Origin of the sequence: Deinococcus aquaedulcis (assembly GCF_019693445.1) — a bacterium.
Classification (GTDB): Bacteria; Deinococcota; Deinococci; order Deinococcales; family Deinococcaceae; genus Deinococcus; species Deinococcus aquaedulcis.
Genome location: NZ_JAHRBL010000036.1, coordinates 1 through 17,945, shown reverse-complemented (window position 1 = coordinate 17,945; position 17,945 = coordinate 1). Strand labels below are relative to the sequence as shown.

Below are 17,945 nucleotides of genomic sequence, written 5' to 3'. Positions count from 1 at the left end.
GCAACGACGCGGTGGCGAACACCGTAAAGGTCAAGACGGTGAAGAACAAGGTGGCCCCGCCCTTCAAGGAAGTCGAGCTCACCCTCATGTACGGCAAGGGCTTCGACCAGCTCAGCGACCTGCTGAGCCTCGCGGCAGAGTTCGACATTGTGAAGAAGGCGGGTTCCTTCTACTCGTACAACAATGACCGGATCGGCCAGGGCAAGGAAAAGGCCATCGAATGGCTCAAGGAGCATTCCCAGGACGCTGAAGACATTCGCGGCATGGTCCTGAATGCTATTCGCACGGGCAACGCAGCGCCCGTCACAGCGCCGCCTGCTGCCGGTGTGGACGCCGCAGACTGAAACACACAGGCCAGAGAGAAGGTGCCCCTGCATCAGGCAGGGGCACCTCTCTTATGGTCATTCAGCCTGCTTTGGCCACCGGCTCCAGAGTGTCAGCCACGGCGCGGCCCCAGAGCAAATGCTGGGCGGCGCGCACAGCCTGCAGCGTCCACTGGCCTGAGTCGCTGTTTTGCACAGCGCCCAGCACGCCCCGGGCTTCTTCGGTTCGCGCCTCCCCGTAGAGCACCAGACTCGTCTGGGTCGGCTCAGACGTCACCTCCCACGGTGTGACGCGCAGGAAAAAGACGACCCCCTGATGCACGAAACGCAGCCGTGCGCCGCCAGGGTCCAGCAGGGTCTTGGGAATCAAGTTCAACTCCGTTGGCGCGGCGCTGTGGAGGGCCTCCGAGAAAGCGCAGAAACAGGCGCTGACGGCGGCGCTCAGGTGAAGCCGCTCCTCGCCCTGCACTGTCCAGAGGGCCGCCCGGGCCGATTGCCCAGGCACGCCGTAGTGCACGGTGGTGCCGCCGCGCACATGGCGCGCTGCACAGATCACCCGCGTTTCCCGTTGGCGGTGGCGGTCTGCGAAGGCCATCAGCTGGACCTCACGCCACTGCGCCACGTAAAGCAGGGGGTTTTCGCTGCGCTGGATGACCGCCGCTTGCCGGTCGGCGGCGATGGCCTGGGCACTGCGGCGCGGCACGCCTTACCTCAGTTCGCCGTACAGGGTGGCCCCCACCTGCTTGACTGCCCGGTCCTGCAGTGCAAGCAGTTCTTCTGCGGTGGCGCGCTGCAGGGCGCGGAACGCCTCGATATCACGCGCGGCACTGCCTGTGAGCCGCCCCACATGACCCTGCACCGTGAAATGCGCTTCGGCCAGCTGGGCCAAGTTGGCCTCGGCCTCCTTATGCCGGGCGCTTAGGAACGCCTGAAGAATGCCGCCCTGCTCACTGCGCTTCATCAGTTCACGCTGCAGCGTGCGGTCCTTGATGCGGGTGATGACGTCCCAGGCGGCGTCCGCCAGAAGCTGCGTGGCGCTGGTGGGCCGGACATATTCCACGGCCAGCAGTTCGCCTTCGTAGGTCTGGGTTCGCCAGACGCGGGCGCTGAGCCCCTGTTTCTCGGCGCTCCAGAGGGTTTCAAAATCGCGGCCATCCTCAATGAGCACGCGCATCTGGGCTGCGTTTCGGAAGCTGGTGCGGTGGCCGTCGCCCAGAACAGGCCACAGGCTCAGCCCGTTCTCGTCGGGGGCTGCCATGCTCGCGTAGGTGGTAGCGATACGGGCAGGCTCGGCATTCAGGTCGGCCACCACCCGGCCATCGGCCAGCAGTTCAACGGTCTGGCCTGTCCAGCGGGCTTCATGCCGAAGGTGATGGAGGCCATAGCCCCAGCGGTCATGCGCCTGACGGAGCAGGTCAGTCAGCTGTGCATCTGCCCCCTCGTGCGCGGTGATCGCGTGGATGTCCGCAGAGACAGAGACGGTGGCGAGAAGCGCCTGAAAGCGATCAAGGGCACCAGAGGATGCTTTTGTTTTGGGCATGCTGACAACTCCTTATTCTGATATGAACATAATTATAGCGGAAAGTTTCAGGTGGATTGAGATAGGCATGCCGAACCAACGGGGGTTTCAGGCCGGAGCCCGACGTATCACTCTCGTCACCCGGCGAAACAGCCTTTCCACCTGTCTCCTGAAGAAGTCGTGGTCAGTCACGCGCCTGGGGTCGGGGTTGCTCTGCGCACTTGCCTTCAGCCCAGGGGCAGCGGGACCCTGTGCCCCGACCGCCCGAGGCAGTTGCTGGCTGATCCACATGTCGTTAGGTTTCGAGCCCTCTGGAAGTTCCGCTCCCCTATCCTGAAACCAGTTTGAGTGACTTCTGCGAAAACCAGCCGGCACGGTCGCCGGTGTCCTGCCTTCCATCCACCTTGCGGTGGCGGGCGGCCTGGGCTTTTCCGGTGGCGACCCCACAGGCGCGTGCGGGCATCCTGCGCGGCGCATTGGCCCTGCTAACCCTGCTGCCCGGCTGGGTGCTGAATCTGGGCTACCGCTGGGAGGTGGCCACGCGGCTGTATCAGGGCCAGGACCCCACCTTTCCGCCCTTCCGGTGGTCACGCTACGTCCTGAGGAGGGGGCTCGTCGTGTGGGGCGTCATCGCCTTGAGCCTCAGCCCCGGCGCCGCTCTGGCGCTGGCGGGTGGCGGCGCGTGGTGGGCGGGTCTCCGGGGCCTGGCCCTTAGCCTATGGTGGCTTGCCGGTGGCCTGCTGCTGGCGGCCGTCCTGTTGGTGCCCGCCGGCATGACCCGGCTGGGCTGCGAAGGGGACCGCACCGTTCTGCACGCGCCCTGGCGGTTGTGGCGCACCATACGCCCGCAGTGGCGGGCCTACAGCGCCGCCTGGTGCATCACAGCCGGCGCCATTGCCTTATCGCTGGGTGCACCCACGCTGCTGGGCCTGGCCCGCTGGCCGTGGCTCTGGGGCCCAAGCTTCTGGCAGGTATCCGCCCTGGGTGCGCTGGACATCCTGGCCTTCGGGTTGAATCTGGCGCTGTTTTTCATGCTGAGTGTCTGGGCGTGGCAGGTGGCTGGCTACGCGTTTACGGTGGCGCTCTATGGTGGCCGGGCCCAGGCCGGAGCTGGCCTGGAGGGCGACGGCAACGGCAGGATTTGAGGGGCAGAGAGGTGGTCGGAAGGGCTCCTCCACACTGGCGCCCCCGATGTGGCTGTGTACGCCTGCAGTCAAGGGGTTTGGGCCAGACGCCTTTTGCTGCCGGTCTCATCAGCACATATCCGCCTCTCAGGCAGTGAACGGCTGTCGCGCTCTGCAAAATCTTCACGCCTCGTCGTTGTGCTTGTGGGCCGCGTTGGTATAAGTGCGGTTCTTCCAGGTCACCTGCCGCCCCAGAGCAAGTCGGTAGGCGGGGAGCGCCGCCAGGAACGTGACCGGGACGAGCAGGGCTTCAAGCAGATCAGGCAACTGGCGCCGACCGGTGAGCCAATTGACCAGAAGCCGTTCTGCAGGCCCGGCGAGCCGCACAGCCCACAGCAGGGGATGACGGGGGCGGCGTATCCACGGCAGGGTATACACCAGGAAATGCAGGGCGCCCAGCGCCACGAGCAAGGGGCGGGAGCCGAGATGAACATGCAGAGCGTGTTTACTGAAGCCGTGGACCGATGCCGCGTAGCTGCGGTACGCACGGATGCCCACATGCTCCTTGCCCAGTGCCTTGCTGACAGGCCAGCCGGCTGCGCGGACCCGGCGGGCCAGCGCAGTGCCCTCCAGCATCTCGTCGCGGACGGCGTGATGCCCTCCGGCGGCCCAGTACGCTTCGCGCCGGAAGGCCATCCCCTGGGCGTTGGCCGTACTCGCCTGTGGCCAGCGCAGCCACTGCAGCGGGTACGCCAGCCAGGTCAACACCATCACGTCCACCAGCGGGGCCAGGAGACGGGTGCCCAGATTCAGGCCTTGAGGCCGGGGCAGCACACTCACCAGGCCGGAACGGTGCTGCTGCAAGTGCGCGGCCAGCGCCCTAGCGGCCCCGCCATGCAGAACAACATCGGCATCGAGAAACAGCAGGATCTCGCCACTGGCCTGCGCCGCCAGCTGATGACAGGCCCAGCTTTTGCCCTTCCAGCCTGGGGGCAGCGGGGCACCCCGAATCACCCGCAGGCCACACGCGGCGGCGACCTCGGCGGTTTCGTCGGTGCTGCCGTCGTCCAGGATCAGGACTTCATGGGCCGCTTGCGCCACGATGCCGGGCAGGTGACGCCGCAGGTTGTGGGCCTCATCGCGCGCTGGAATCAGGAGGGACACCATAGGCAGGGCTTCACACGCCGGAGGCGTGCGCAGGCGGGGAAAGGTCAGGGCGTTGAGGAGCAGGTTGATCCCTTTGAATGTCAGGAACGCCAGAGCCAGTTGGGGCCCCAGAGGTAGGGGTCGTTTCATAGGTGGTCCTCACGCGGATAAAGAGTGACTGTACCTGCCGCGCCATCAACGTGGAGAAGGTCACCAGTTCGGACCTGCTGCCGGATGCCAGGGATGTTCAGGACCGTGGGCAGGCCGAACTCGCGCGCCACGATGGTGCCGTGGGAGAGGAGCCCGCCTGTTTCTATCACCAGGCCACGGGCCTGCAGGAATACGGGGGTCCAGGAGGGGTCGGTGCTGCGCACCACCAGAATGTCCCCCGCCTGCAGCGTTCCCAGGTCATTCGGGTGGTCCAGCACGCACGCCCGGCCGGTGACCACGCCGCTGCTGGCCCCCGTGCCGGTCAAGGTGTGTCGCCCAGCGGCTCTGGGGGGCTGAACAGGAGGACTGTCTGTTGAAGTGGGCACCAGGGCGCCCTCGGTATACACATCGGGAACGCTCAGGGCGCGCCACGCTTCGGTCGCCTGCTGCCGGTCCAGCACCAGATCTCTCAGGCCCCCCAACGGCCGCTCCTGGCGCAGCAGGGCGTGAATTTCCGGCAGGGTGAGGTCGAAGATGTCGCTGGGCTGTGCTATGTGTCCCGATGCGGCCCAGCCCCGGCCAATGTGCAGAAGCAGGCGCCGGTACGGTTCAACGGGACTGAACACGGCGCTGCGCCCCAGCTCGCGGTCCTGCAGTTCCTGCTGTGCCAGCCGTGCCAGGAGCCCAATGGCGGACCGCAGCACCCGCAGGCCACGGGGCAACCGCCGCAGGTGCGCCGAGACGGACACCGCCGGGCCAGCGGCGACAGTCGCCTGCGCGGCCAGGGTGCACAGGTGATGTAGCAGAGGAGAAGGGTCTTCACGCCAGCGGGCGTGGCGGGTGTAGCTCTCGTAGGTGGCGCGGTGGCCATAGCGGCGCAGATATTCCTCGAAGGCGCAGCGAAATGGGTGGCGGCGGGGCAGGCTCGGGGCCAGCTGGCCGGCCGCCGCCTGTTTCACCCAGGCCTTTGCCGCGCTGTCCGTCCTGAGCAGGCTGGCCAGGTGCGCAAGATCATGTGCCTGCGCCGCACTGACGCTGGGGGCGCCCCCGGTCAGCAGGTCCAGGGCCAGTGCAGGCCCTTCCAGCGGCAGCAGCTGGGTCAGCAGCCTCCGAAGCGCCCAGGCGCTAGCTCCACTCCCCCCCTGCAGGAAGAACAGGGCTTGCTGGCGGTTCAGGTGCGTAAACAGCCGGTCCAGCGCGGCGGCCTGCCGCAGGGGCGACGTGGGCAGGGGTCGCCTGGCTTCTCGGGCACTCCAGCGGAGGAGTCGGGTGGCCTGCCGCCGCCCCTTTCGGCGCAAGGCAGGGGTCAGGAAGGCCAGCTGCAGCAGCCGCTTGCCCTGGCGGAGGCGCGCTGTCCAGGGCTGCCTTGGCCACACCAGGGCGCGCTGCTGGCCACCCAGCAGGGCGTTGGTGTCGGCTGGGGACAGGCCGAATGCTTCTTTCAGCTCCCACTGCACGAGCGACATGTTCATGTACAGGTGGCCCTGGTGCAGGGCCAGGCGCGGGGCGGCGGGCTCGGGCACATACCCCGCTGCCAGCAGGCTGCTTTTCAGCACGCGTTCACCAATATTCTGCGCCGCGCTCCAGTCGATGGCAGAGAGGGGGAACGGCATCACCTCCCCTGTGTTGCCGCGCGACCAGAGCGTGGGCTGGCCCTGCACCTGTCCAGCTTCGCGCCCACCCACCGCTGTCAGGGGCCGCGCCTGCAATAGCCAGAACCGGTGGCCATCGAACGCCCACTCCAGGTCGAAATGGGGCGCCGCGAAATTGAGGCTGAGGGCCGCCTGCCGCAGCAGGCCCGCAAGGCGGAGCGCCTGCGCTGGATGCAGGACAGGCTGGCACTGTTGGTGGATGGGGACGGCTTCAGGACGTGTGCCGCCCTCAGGCTGAAGCTGAACCTGCTGGGTCTTGCGCCCAACCGTGATCTGCAGCCCCATGAGGTCGGCGTTCAAGGGATTGGTGTGCACGGTGATCTCGTCGCCTGCACTGAGCCCCTGCACCAGACTTTCGCCCAGGCCCCAATTCGCCTGAAGAATGATGCGCTCCGGCTGCCCTGTGAGCGGATCACGCGTAAAGGCGACGCCGCTGCTCACTGCAGGCACCATCGGCATCAGCAGCACCGCCATGCCGAAATCTGCCCCAGCGCCGTGCCGGAGGCGGTAGCTGAGTGCGGCTGGCGTCCACACCGAGGCCCAGACGTGCCGCACCGCCTCACACAATGCTTGCAGGCCACTGACATGGAGGCAGGTGGCGTGCTGACCGGCAAAAGACGCGGCGGTGCCGTCTTCGTGCGGCGCAGAGGAACGTACGGCCCAGGCGGGGGCCACAGGGGCCAGTTCAGCGAGCGCCGCTATCAGTGTTTCGGGGAGCGGCGTCTCATGCAGCTGGGTGCGGAGGCGTTCGAGTTCGTTGGGCGCTGCGCTGCGCAGGCGTGGCTCAAGCCGGCTGCGCTGAAGCCAGTCTGCGTGGACCCACGCTGGAACAACATAAAGGTCGGGGACTGGGAACCCGTACCGGCGCAGTTGCGTCAGGCGCCAGGCTTTGGCCCCGCTCTGCTGAGGACCGGTCTGGTGCACAGCGGCCATGTCCAGCAAGGCAGGAGAACTGGCACGCCGCATCACAGAGGAAGGACCGGTGCGCGTAGGTTTACTGGGAGCGACAGCCCAAAGACAAGCAGCCCCAGAAGGTGTGCATGGGCAGACACGAACATCCCGAGGAGCATGGCATGCCTGCGGAAGCTGTGCCGCCCAGGTTGTTATCCTCTGGCTTTCAGCCCGCCGGCAGTCGGCGGCGTGGCCTCTTCTGCGGTGTTGTTCGGCGGCGCACTATGCAGCCTGGAGAGCGCTGGCTGGGGCCCCGCCACGCTCTGGCGCCCACTGTTTAGTTCCGTGGTCAGATGGCGCCGCTCTTGTGGCAGTGGGTGCAGTCTGTAGCGCCGTGTGGGCTCTCAACCCTTCGCTCGTTCTTCATGCCGTGCAGCACGGGTCGCCAGCACCTGGTGCTGGAGCCAGAGTGTGGGCCGCGCCTCTGGCTCCAGCGTTGAGAGGGCCAAGCTTGGGTGTGTTTCTGCTTCTGAAGTAGCGAAAGGATGGAGCGAGAGCCGACGGTGCTCTCTCCGGACCCGTCAGCCCGCCCGGCCCAGGCGCTGCGCCAGCAGGCCCGGGCCATGTTCGGCGGCCATGCGCACCAGAATGCCCATCTTGTGTGGGTTGGCCTCCAGGTCAATGCGCAGGCCCAGGTCAGCGGCGGCCTCGCTGCAGGCCGGGCCAATGCTGACCACCACCAGCCGCGCCAGCCCCGCGCGCGCCTCGTCCAGCAGGCCCAACTTCTCGGCGTATTTCAGGAAGTGCAGCAGCTGGGTGCCGCTGGACAGCAGCAGGATGTCGGGGCCGCCCAGCACCACGTCGCGCACGGCGCGCGCCAGGGGCGCGGGGTCCTGGGGAAAGGCGCAGCGGTAGACCGGCACGCTGGTCACGCGAATCCCCGCGTAGCCCAGTTCGCGCCGCATGGCGGTGGGCAGGGCGTCGCCGTATTCCAGCACCACAGCGTGCTGCCCGCGCGTCAGGGTGGCCAGCAGGTGTTCGGTCACCTCGTGCCACGTGCAGGGGCGGGGCACCAGCACACTGGGCAGGCCAAAGCTTTTCAGTGCCTGGGCGGGTTTGCTCCCCCGGGCAATCAGCGGCACGCCGCGCAGCGTTTCCAGATGGCGGGGATCGCGCGCCGCCAGCTCCTTGAGGAACATGCGGGTGCCCACGCCCGTCAGGCAGGCCACGGCGTGAATGTCCCCGGCGGCCAGGTCGCGCTCGAACTGGGCCAGGGGCCCACTCAGGTCCAGTTTGACCTCGCGCATGCTGGGGGCCACCTGCGGGGTCCCGCCGTACTTGCGGATCAGGGTTTCCATTTCCTCGCTGCGGCGCGATTCCAGACTCAGGACGTTCAGATGGCCGAACCAGTCCATACGTCACCTCCTTCCAGGCGGGTGGCAAACACCGGCACGCGAACGCCCGGTTCCTCCAGGCTCTGGCCCGTTTCCAGATCGAAGGTGTGTTTCAGCAGCGGCGAGGCGACCTTGAAGCGCACCTCGTCGCCGCGCTGGTAACTGCCCGTCAGGCCGCGCGAAAGCACATTGGCGCCGGTAAAGGGGTCGCGGTTGCCCAGGGCATATACCCGCCCGGCCACGTGAAAGAGCGCGATCTGAACGCCAGACACCAGCGCGCAAACGCCGCTGCCGGGCAGGATGTCGCCCAGCGCGCACACGCGCGTCCAGGGCAGGGTGGAGGAAGGAGGCAGAGTCATGGGTACGCTCCGAGGGGTAGGGTGGGGGGTGAACGTCAGTGGGCGGTCATCCCCGAGAGCAGGAGACGAGGCGGGCTTTGGGTGAGGAGCAAACATCTCGGTGCTGGATGAGAGGAGGGACGAGGAACGGAACCCTGTCATCAGTCACCTCCGGGCAGGGCCGGATGGGCACCTGCTGGCGGCGCCGGACAGGGCTGGCCGCGTTCGGTCACCCAGGTCACGCCGTCGTCACGGGCATCGGCGTTGACGAAGGTGCGGAACCGGGCGCGCACCGCCGGGTCGGCCACGGCCGCCGCCCACTCGTCCTGATAGGCGGCGACATGGCGGGCCATCTCGGCTTCCAGCTCGGCGCACAGGCCCAGGTGGTCGTCGAGAATCACGCGCCGCAGGTGGTCCAGCCCACCTTCCATGCGCTCCAGCCACGCCGAGGTGCGCTCCAGGCGGTCGGCGGTGCGCACGTAGAACATCAGGTAGCGGTCCAGCACGCGCACCACCTCGTCCTCACTCAGCCCCTCGGCCAGCAGCTGGGCGTGCCGGGGGGTCACGCCGCCGTTGCCTCCTACATACACATTCCAGCCGCGCTCGGTGGCAATCAGGCCAAAGTCCTTGGAGCGGGCCTCGGCGCATTCGCGCACGCAGCCGGACACGCCACTTTTCAGTTTGTGGGGGCTGCGCAGGCCCCGGTAGCGCAGTTCCAGCCGCACCGCCAGCCCCGTGGAATCCTGTACGCCGTAGCGGCACCATGCCGAGCCCACGCAGCTTTTGACCGTACGCAGGCTCTTGCCGTAGGCGTGCCCGCTTTCGAAGCCGGCCGCAATCAGCTCTTCCCAGATGGCGGGCAGGTCGCCCACATGGGCCCCCAGCAGGTCAATGCGTTGGCCGCCCGTGAGCTTGCAGTACAGCCCAAATTTACGCGCCACGGTGCCAATGGCCACCAGTCCCTCCGGGGTAATCTCGCCGCCGGGGATACGGGGCACCACCGAGTAAGTGCCGTTTTTCTGAATGTTGGCCAGAAAGGCGTCGTTGGTGTCCTGCACCGCCGCGTGTGCCGGTCCCACCACCAGTTCGCTGTGCAGGCTGGCCAGAATGGAGGCCACTGCCGGCTTACAGACTTCGCAGCCGTGCCCGGTGCCGCAGGCCGAGAGCACCTGCGCCCAGGTGCGGTAGCCACGCACCCGGATCAGGTCAAACAGGTCCTGGCGGCTGTAGGCGTAGTGCTCGCACAGGTGCACTGAGACACCTTCGCCCAGGCGGTGCAGTTCGCCTTGCAGCGTGCGCTGCAGGGTGGGCACGCAGCCCCCGCAGCCGGTGCCTGCTCCTGTGGCCTTTTTCAGCGCCGCCACGTCGCGCGCCCCACCGTGCACGGCCGCACACACCGCGCTTCCCCGCACGTGTTCGCAGGAGCACAGCAGCGGATCGGCGCTGGCCGGGGCCGCCCCCGTGGGGGGCACCAGCAGCGTTTCGGGCGAGGCGCTCAGCACCTGCCCCGACAGGGCCAGGTCCAGCAGGTCGCTGTAGCGGGCGGTGTCGCCCACCAGCAGGCCGCCCAGGACCCGCTGCCCATCCTGGGACAGCACCAGTTTGCTGTAGGTGCCGCGCACGTTGTCGCTGAGGGACACGGTGCGGCTGCCCGGGGTCTTCCCCTGCGCGTCCCCGAACGAGCCCACCTCAACGCCCAGCAGCTTGAGCTGCGTGGACAGGTCGGCGCCGGTGAACAGGGCGGGGGGCCCGGTCTGCAGCCCCAGGTCGCGCCGCACGTTGGCGGCCACCACCGCCGCCATGCGGTAGCCCGGCGCCACCAGCCCGTAGGTGCGCCCGCCGTGCAGCGCGCATTCTCCGGCGGCGTACACGCCCGGCGCGCTCGTGCGGCCCTGGTCGTCAATCTGAATGCCGCCGCGTTCGCCCACCGCCAGCCCGGCCGCGCGGGCCAACTCGTCGCGGGGGCGGATGCCGGCGGAGAACACCACGAGTTCGGTGTCCAGCGTCTGTCCATCGGCAAAGACGAGGCCGGTCACCTGCCCCGCCGCGTCGGTGGTCAGGCGCTGGGTGGCCCGGCCCACATGGACCTGAAGGCCCAGGGCTTCCACGCGCCGCTGCAGTGTGGCGCCGCCCTCGGCGTCCAGCTGCGCGGGCATCAGCCAGGGCGCCACCTCGACCACATGCGTCTGCAGGCCCAGTTTGCGCAGGGCCCCGGCCGCTTCCAGACCCAGCAGGCCGCCGCCGATCACCACGCCGGTGTGCGCCTGCTGCGCCGCGCCCCGGATGGCCTCTAGGTCCTCCAGGGTGCGGTAGACGAAACAGCCCCGGGCCTCCTTGCCGGGCAGCGGCGGCACGAAGGGCACCGAACCGGTGGCCAGCACCAGGGCGTCGTAGGCCAGGGTGCGGTCTCCCACCGCCACGGTGCGCGCCGCCGGGTTCAGGTCGTGGGCGCGGCCCCAGAGCACGGCCACGCCCTGCTCGGCGTAGGCGCCCGGCGTCGCCAGCGCAAGGTCCGGCGCGGGGTCATCAAAGTGCTGCGACAGGTGTACGCGGTCATAGGCGAGGCGACTTTCCTCGCAGATCACGGTCAGGCGCAAGGCCTGCGCGGGAGCGCCCTCGCGCAGCTGCTCTGCCAAGCGGTGGCCGACCATGCCGTTGCCCACGATGACGACGTGTGGAAGAGACGAAACGGGTGTGGACATGGGGCAACCTCCAGGGCAGGGCGCAGTGGGAGAAGGGGAAGCGCGCCGCCTGCTGCGACACAGTTAACGGGCCAATCTGAATTTTGTCAACAAAAAGGCTAGCTAAGTGCCGGTCAGGCCGAGTGTATTGGACAGTTTGGGGAAAAATCCTGCAAAGCGTTCTGAATTTTTGAAACAACCTGCAAATTTGGCCTTGACAACCCTTGCCCTGCCCCGCAAGGTGGCGGCATGACGCCGGGCAGCCCCCCTACCGCCACCGTGCGCACCACCTGTCCCTACTGCGCGGTGCAGTGCAACTTCGACCTGCACCTTGAAGGCGGCCTGCCCGTGCGGGCCACGCCCACCAAGGCCTGCCCCGTGGCCCACGGCACGGTGTGCAAGAAGGGTCTGGCCGCCCTGAACGATCTGCGCCACCCGGAGCGGCTGACCACGCCACTGCTGCGCCGGAACGGCGAACTGGTGCCGGTGGGCTGGCCCGAGGCCCTGGCGTACATTCAGGACGCCCTGGGCCCGCTGGTGCAGGCGGCCCCGGAGCGCATCGGCGTGTTTGGCAGTGGCGCCCTGACCAACGAAACCGCGTACCTGCTGGGCAAATTCGCGCGGCTGGCGCTGCGCACCCCGCACATCGACTACAACGGCCGCTACTGCATGGCCAGTGCCAGCGCGGCCCTCACCCGCACGGTGGGCTACGACCGGGGCCTGGGCTTTCCGCTGGACGACCTGCCGCGCAGCGATCTGGTGCTGCTGGTGGGGGCCAACATCGCCGAAACGCTGCCGCCCCTGGCCCAGTACCTCAAAGCCAGCAAGGACCGGGGCGCTCAGGTGTGGGCCATTGATCCGCGCGCCACGCCCACGGCGAAGGTGGCCGGGCACCACCTGGCCCTGCGCCCCGGCACCGACGGCGTGCTGGCCCTGGGTCTGCTGCACCTCATGGCGCACTGGGGCCGCATTCGGCCCACCGCCCCGGCCCACGGCATGGCCGAGGTGCTGGCCCAGGCCCGCGCCTACACGCCGGCCCGGGTGGCCCAGGACTGCGGCGTGGCCGAAGACGAGGTGCTGGCCCTGGCGCGCGCCTACGCGGCGGCCCGTACCCCCCTGATCCTGAGCGGGCGCGGCCCAGAGCAGCACCTGCACGGCACCGACACCGTGCAGGCGTGGCTGAATCTGGCCTTTTTGTGCGGCCACTTTGGCAAGGTGGGCGGCGGCTACGCCCCGCTGACCGGCCAGGGAAACGGCCAGGGGGGGCGCGAGCACGGCCAGAAGAACGATCAGCTGCCCGGTGCCCGCTCGCTGCGAAACCCGGCGCACCGCGCCCACATGGCGGCGTTGTGGGGCTGCGCGCCGGATGACCTGCCGGCCCCGGGCCGCAGTGCCCAGGAGTTGCTGGGCGCCTGCGGTGACGACATTGAGGCCCTGATCGTGCTGGCGGCCAACCCGGTGGTCAGTGCGGCGGGGGCCGGGCAGGTGGCGCGCAATCTGGGGCGCCTGCGCCACCTGATCGTGATTGACGTGCTGCCCAGCGAGACGGCGGCGCTGGCCACCCTGGTGCTGCCAGGGTCCATGTGGTGTGAGGAAGAAGGCACCACCACGAACCTGGAAGGCCGGGTGCAGCGGCGGCGCCGCGCCGCGTGGCCCCCCGGCGCTGCCCGCGAGGACTGGCGCATTCTGTGCGATCTGGCGCAGGCCGTGGGCCGGGAGCAGGGCTTTACCTATCCCACCTTTCAGGCCCTGCAGGACGAGTTCTTCCGGGCGACGGCGGGCGGTCTGGCCGATTACAGCGGCCTGAGTGCCGCGCGCCTGGACCGGGCCAGTGCCCAGTGGCCGGTGCGCGCCGCCCGGACCGCTGGCATACGGGCCCCAGAACGAGACACGCCAGAACGAGATACCCCGGACACCCCACACGTCTACGCCCCGCCCTACCCCACGCCCGACGGGCTGGCCACCCTGCATGTGCCGCAGCTGCCGGCGGTGGCTGCCGTCCCAGGCCAGCTGTACCTGACCACCGGGCGGCTGGGCGCCCAGTACCAGAGCGGCACCCAGACCCGGCGCAACCCGGCCCTGAGGGCCACGTTCGCCGCGCAGCTGCACCCCGACACCGCCCGGGCCCACGGCCTGCGTGCAGGCGACCCGGTGCTGCTGCGCACCGCCCACGGGCAGGCCCAGGCCCCGGTGGCGCTGGCGCCCGGCCTGCGGCCCGACACCGTGTTTGTCCCCTTCCACTGGCCCGAAACCGCCAACCTCCTCACCGATCCGCAGGCCCTGGACCCCCATTCGCGCATGCCCGGCTTCAAGCTCACGCCCGTGGCACTTGTGCCCCTGGCCGAGCCGGTGGGGCGGGCGAATCCGGGGTCGGCCCTGCGGCCGGTGTAACCCGCCGCCTTTTGTTCTTCGTCCCCTTTTTCCCCTGGAGGTTGCTATGCCTGCTCACCCCACATCCCCCGCGCCCCTGAGCCCCGAGGCCCGCCGCGTGGTCACGGGCGCCACGCTGGGCTTCACGCTGATGTTTGCCGTGTGGGTCATGCTGGCCATCGTGGGCCTGCCCTTGCGCCGCGACCTGGGCCTGAGTGACGCCCAGTACACCCTGCTGACCGCCATTCCGGTGCTGACCGGGTCGCTGCTGCGCCTGCCGGCCGGGCTGTGGGCCGACCGCTACGGGGGCAAGCGGGTGTTCGTGGCGAACCTGCTGCTCACGGCGGCGTTTGCCCTGGCGCTGGCCTACGCTGGCAGTTACCCGGCGCTGCTGGCCCTGGCGCTGGGGGTGGGGCTGGCCGGGGTCAGCTTTGCCGTGGGCAACGCCTGGATTGCCCAGTGGGTGCCCGGTGAGCGCCTGGGGCTGGCCCTGGGCACCTTCGGGGCAGGGAACGCCGGGGCCAGCCTGACCAAACTGCTGGCGCCCGCCCTGGTTGCAGCGGTGCCAGCCGGGCTGCTGATTCCAGGTGGCTGGCGGTTCGTGCCATTCGCCTTTGGCCTGCTGCTGCTGCTCTGCGCCGCCCTGACGCTGCGCCTGACCCCACCTGACCGCGTGGCCCCCGCCGGGCGCACCCTGGCCGACTGGCTGCGGCCCCTGCGGCGGCTGCAGGTATGGCGTTTCGGGCTGTATTACGTGGTGTTCTTTGGCGCGTACGTGGCCTACAGCCTCTTTTTGCCCCGCTATTACGTGGACCACTACGGGGTGCCGCTGGCGCAGGCGGGGCTGCTGACTGCGCTGTTTATCTTTCCGGCCAGCCTGCTGCGGCCCCTGGGCGGTTATTTCAGTGACCGCTTTGGCCCGCGTGGCGTCACCGTGGCGTCTTTCCTGGCCATGCTGGTGGGCCTCCTGCCCCTGCTGCGCGACCTGCCGCTAACCCCGTTTCTGCTGCTGACCACTCTGGTGGGCGCCGGCATGGGCATTGGCAAGGCCAGCACCTACGCCCTGGTGGCCCAGTGGCACCCCGGCCAGATGGGTGTGGTGGGCGGGCTGGTGGGCCTGCTGGGTGGCCTGGGCGGCTTTGCACTGCCCCTGCTCTTTGCGGCCCTCAGGCCCACTGTGGGCGAACAGGCCGCGTTTGTGCTGCTGTTCGTGCTGACGGCGGCGTCGGGGGTGGTGTTCGTGGCCAACATGGTGCGCCTGAAGGTGCTGGGGGTGCGTCCCCAGTACGCCTGATCCGGCCTCCGGGAAATGCCGTCACACGTGACGGCATTTTTTCGGCTGCAGAGCCTCGCAGAGCGGCGCAGAAAAGCAGGTGGGTGTCCGAGAAGTGGATCTGAAAAATGCCGGGGGCAGGCAACCTCCAGTTCTGCCTTGAATGGTCCAGAACTGGAGGAAAGCGGGATCAATGCCTGTATTCACTGGAAGCCGGGCAGTGGCCAGAAGGCACGGGACGCCTGCGCCGCGTAGTGAAAGGGACCTGCCCTGTGATGAGGCCCGGTGGATGGGGAAGAGCCAGTCATCCAGGCCCGCCATCATCCATGCCAAGCACGCGCGGTCGTGTCAGCAAGGTCGCGGCAAACCGGGCAGCAGGCCTGGGTTCACGTTCCAGCCAGCCGGTTTTCAAATGGCCTTCGAGAGACCCTGCCCAGTGCTTCCCGGTAACCTTCGGGCCACAGGTCACCAGTCGCGCCCAGTGCCCACGCCGCCCCATTCATGGCCAGGTGGGGAAGAGTTCCGTGACGCACCGGGCGCTACAACAGCTGGACCATGGCTCCTGCTGTCAATGCCCCCCTGGTCCGGAGCGTCGGGCTCCTGGCGCTGGTGCTGGCGTTCGTGCTGCCCCTGACTGTGATCCTGAGCGCGTACACGGCGCAGGCCCAGCACCAGATCCGCATCGCGCGCGATGAGCAGCGGGGGCTGGCGATCATCGGCCCCCTCCTCCAACTGCTGGTGCAGCTGGACCGCGAGCGTGAAGTCGCCCACCTGCAGTCAGCGGACCGCCTGCCAGCGCAACAGGCGGTCCAGACGGCGATGCAGCAGGTGACGCAGGCGGTACAGGCCCACCCGTCCCTGGACGCCGCCGCCGCCTGGCAGACCTGGCAGGACACGTACCGGGCAGGCGGCGGCTCGGTTGACGAGCCCCTGCGCGCGCAAACCCTGAGCCTCATCACCCACGTGGCGGACACCTCAAGCCTCGTTCTGGACCCGGAGCTGCCTTCGTTTTATCTGATGGACTTGCTGGTGCGGCAGCTGCCGGTGGTCACCGCCCAGAGTGGCGCGCTGCGGTGGGCCGGCATGCACCAGTTGCAGCGGTCTCAACCCGCTCAGCCCGCGCTGTTGCCCGGAGAACTGCAGGGCACTTCTGACAGTGTGCGCCGCAGCTGGGACAAGGTTCGTGAAACGCGCAGGCCCGTGCCCCCTGAACTGATCCGGGCCCAGGCCGAGTTGCACCGCCGCGTGAGTCAGCAACTGGCGTGGTGGGCCGGCGGGGTGATTCGCGGCCAATCCAATCAGGTACAGGCGTACCGCCAGACCAGCGAGGCAGCGGTGCAGTCGGCCCTGACCCTTTACGGCCAGGGGGCACCGGTGCTGCACGCGATGCTGGGTGAGCGCGCCGCGCGCCTCACGGCCCAGCGCAATGCCGTGCTGGGGCTGGCCGCCCTGATGGTGCTGTTCAGCCTGGTGGCCTTCCGGGGCTTCTGGGTCAGCATCCGGGACAGTGCCCAGCACCAGCGCTCGCTGCTGTACCTGGCCAATCACGACGGCCTGACGGGCCTGCTCAACCGTCCAGCCCTGGACGGCGAAGTGAGCCGCCTGCTGGCCGACCCACCGGCCCACCTGGCGGTGTACCTGATTGACCTGGACCAGTTCAAGACGATCAACGCGAGCTTTGGCCCGCCGTTCGGTGACCGGGTGCTGGTGGAGGTGGCCCGCCGACTGAATGGCGTGGCCGCGCCGAACAGCCTGCTGGCCCGGCAGAGTGCGGATGAATTCATCCTGGTCGAGCGGGGGCCCGTCTCAGCGGCCAGAGCCGAGGCGCTTCTGGACAGCCTGCGCCTCCCCTGGCAGGTGGACGGCCGGGAGCTGCTGCTCCAGGCCAGCATTGGCGCGGCGGAGTTCCCTGCACATGGCGACGACAGCGCGGGCCTTCTGCGGCACGCGGACACGGCGCTGGCCCGAATCAAAGCGCAGGGCGGCAATGGCCACACCCTGTACACGCCAGATATGGAAGAGGACCTGCTGGCCCGCCTGACCCTGGAGCAGGATCTGCGCCGCGCCCTGGCCCGCCAGGAACTCTTTCTGACCTACCAGCCGCTGGTGGACACCCAAACGGGTCAGGTTCGGGGCTTGGAGGCCCTGGTGCGCTGGGCGCACCCCACCCGGGGGCTGGTCAGCCCCGCCGACTTCATTCCTGTCGCGGAAGATACGGGTCTGATCGTGCCCATCGGCACCTGGGTGCTGCGCGAGGCCTGTTCGCAGATGCAGACGTGGCGCGCACAGGGCCTGAACGACGTGTGGGTGTCGGTGAACGTCTCGGCCCGGCAGTTCCGTCTGGGACAGGTGCTGGAAACGGTGCAAGACGCGCTGCGTGATACCGGGCTTGAACCGTCGGCCCTGCACCTGGAATTCACGGAAAGCGTGGCGGCGGCCGGCATTGACGCTGTGGTCACAACCTTGCAGGCGTTGCGCGCCCTGGGGGTTCACCTCGCCGTGGACGATTTTGGCACCGGCTACAGCAGCCTGAGCTACCTGCGTCAATTTCCGGTTCACAGCGTCAAGATTGACCGGAGCTTCGTGCAGGATGTGGGCCGGCCCCAGGGGCAAGCCCTTCTGGGCAGCATTCTGGCCCTGGTGCGCAGCCTGAACCTGACGGCTGTGGTGGAAGGGGTAGAAACGCCAGCCCAGTGGGCCCAGTTGCGCAGTCTGCCCTGCGACCTGATCCAGGGCTATGTCATCAGCCGCCCCGTGCCCGCGCCAGAGGCGGGGCAGTTGCTGCAGGCCGGTGTGTTGCCCGTGGTCCCACCGCCTGCCGCGAGTCAGGCGGCGGCCTCGCCTGAACGGCCACGCCCTCACCCCGGGTCTTAAGACCAACCTCAGCGGGCTCATCACCCCGCTGGGTACCGTTGTCTCGTGTCAGAGCAGGCAGATGAAGCAGAAACGGTGGTCAGCCCCTCATACAAATTTGAAGTATAGTTAGTGTATCAAAGCGATCATTCCTCTGAAGCACTTAGATGAAGACGAACTGCTGCGTCGTCAACGCCAAGCCTCAACCGCCGACGAGCGTGATCGTTGGTT

The 17,945-nt window shown here is 68.5% G+C and carries 11 protein-coding genes and 1 pseudogene; 5 read left to right on the top strand and 7 right to left on the bottom strand.

Going from position 1 to position 17,945, the window contains the following annotated elements; all coding sequences use genetic code 11:
• Positions 1-344 (top strand): annotated as a pseudogene (locus tag KMW22_RS18730) (recombinase RecA); the annotation flags it as partial.
• Positions 345-405: 61 nt separating this feature from the next.
• Here KMW22_RS18730 and KMW22_RS18725 read toward each other — a convergent pair.
• Positions 406-1,026, bottom strand: a complete 621-nt coding sequence (locus KMW22_RS18725) for a hypothetical protein (protein WP_221091546.1) — start codon at positions 1,024-1,026, stop codon at positions 406-408.
• Between the two features lie 3 nt (positions 1,027-1,029).
• Entirely contained in the window at positions 1,030-1,863 is an 834-nt protein-coding gene (locus KMW22_RS18720) for a DNA repair protein (RefSeq protein WP_221091545.1), read from the bottom strand.
• A gap of 413 nt (positions 1,864-2,276) precedes the next feature.
• Between KMW22_RS18720 and KMW22_RS18715 the strand changes: the two genes are divergently transcribed.
• Entirely contained in the window at positions 2,277-2,987 is a 711-nt protein-coding gene (locus KMW22_RS18715; protein ID WP_221091544.1) for a hypothetical protein, read from the top strand.
• 162 nt (positions 2,988-3,149) lie between these two features.
• Here the strand turns inward: KMW22_RS18715 and KMW22_RS18710 are convergent, their stop codons facing one another.
• The 5 genes from KMW22_RS18710 to nirB form a co-directional block, all read right to left on the bottom strand.
• A complete protein-coding gene (locus KMW22_RS18710) occupies positions 3,150-4,262 on the bottom strand; it encodes a glycosyltransferase (protein ID WP_221091543.1) in 1,113 nt (370 codons plus the stop codon).
• The gene (locus KMW22_RS18705; protein WP_221091542.1) at positions 4,259-6,847 is read right to left on the bottom strand and encodes a PEP/pyruvate-binding domain-containing protein; all 2,589 of its coding nucleotides are present in this window, start codon (positions 6,845-6,847) and stop codon (positions 4,259-4,261) included. The genes KMW22_RS18710 and KMW22_RS18705 overlap by 4 nt, the downstream gene beginning before the upstream one ends.
• Positions 6,848-7,386: 539 nt before the next feature.
• Entirely contained in the window at positions 7,387-8,220 is an 834-nt protein-coding gene (locus KMW22_RS18700) for a uroporphyrinogen-III synthase (protein ID WP_221091541.1), read from the bottom strand.
• Positions 8,199-8,558 (bottom strand): nitrite reductase small subunit NirD, encoded by a 360-nt coding sequence (nirD, locus tag KMW22_RS18695; RefSeq protein WP_221091540.1) that lies wholly within the window; start codon positions 8,556-8,558, stop codon positions 8,199-8,201. The genes KMW22_RS18700 and nirD overlap by 22 nt, the downstream gene beginning before the upstream one ends.
• 140 nt (positions 8,559-8,698) lie before the next feature.
• Positions 8,699-11,239, bottom strand: coding sequence for a nitrite reductase large subunit NirB (gene nirB, locus KMW22_RS18690; RefSeq protein WP_221091539.1), 2,541 nt, complete (start codon positions 11,237-11,239; stop codon positions 8,699-8,701).
• Between the two features lie 228 nt (positions 11,240-11,467).
• On the opposite strand from nirB, the gene KMW22_RS18685 reads away from it, so the two are divergent.
• From KMW22_RS18685 to KMW22_RS18675, 3 genes are all read left to right on the top strand, one after another.
• Entirely contained in the window at positions 11,468-13,609 is a 2,142-nt protein-coding gene (locus KMW22_RS18685; RefSeq protein WP_221091538.1) for a molybdopterin oxidoreductase family protein, read from the top strand.
• A 46-nt stretch (positions 13,610-13,655) separates the two neighbouring features.
• Positions 13,656-14,882 carry an MFS transporter gene (locus tag KMW22_RS18680; protein ID WP_221091537.1) on the top strand — a complete coding sequence of 409 codons (1,227 nt, stop codon included), beginning with the start codon at positions 13,656-13,658 and terminating at the stop codon, positions 14,880-14,882.
• A 534-nt stretch (positions 14,883-15,416) separates the two neighbouring features.
• Complete coding sequence (locus tag KMW22_RS18675) at positions 15,417-17,735, top strand: putative bifunctional diguanylate cyclase/phosphodiesterase (protein ID WP_221091536.1); 2,319 nt, start codon at positions 15,417-15,419, stop codon at positions 17,733-17,735.
• The last annotated feature ends 210 nt before the right edge of the window (positions 17,736-17,945 follow it).

Bases quoted from the DNA above. Each gene is read 5' to 3' on its own strand.
- nirD (WP_221091540.1), bottom strand. From the start codon at position 8,558: ATGACTCTGCCTCCTTCCTCCACCCTGCCCTGGACGCGCGTGTGCGCG.
- KMW22_RS18685 (WP_221091538.1), top strand. From the start codon at position 11,468: ATGACGCCGGGCAGCCCCCCTACCGCCACCGTGCGCACCACCTGTCCC.
- KMW22_RS18720 (WP_221091545.1), bottom strand. From the start codon at position 1,863: ATGCCCAAAACAAAAGCATCCTCTGGTGCCCTTGATCGCTTTCAGGCG.
- KMW22_RS18700 (WP_221091541.1), bottom strand. From the start codon at position 8,220: ATGGACTGGTTCGGCCATCTGAACGTCCTGAGTCTGGAATCGCGCCGC.
- KMW22_RS18705 (WP_221091542.1), bottom strand. From the start codon at position 6,847: ATGGCCGCTGTGCACCAGACCGGTCCTCAGCAGAGCGGGGCCAAAGCC.
- KMW22_RS18675 (WP_221091536.1), top strand. From the start codon at position 15,417: ATGGCTCCTGCTGTCAATGCCCCCCTGGTCCGGAGCGTCGGGCTCCTG.
- KMW22_RS18710 (WP_221091543.1), bottom strand. From the start codon at position 4,262: ATGAAACGACCCCTACCTCTGGGGCCCCAACTGGCTCTGGCGTTCCTG.
- KMW22_RS18680 (WP_221091537.1), top strand. From the start codon at position 13,656: ATGCCTGCTCACCCCACATCCCCCGCGCCCCTGAGCCCCGAGGCCCGC.
- nirB (WP_221091539.1), bottom strand. From the start codon at position 11,239: ATGTCCACACCCGTTTCGTCTCTTCCACACGTCGTCATCGTGGGCAAC.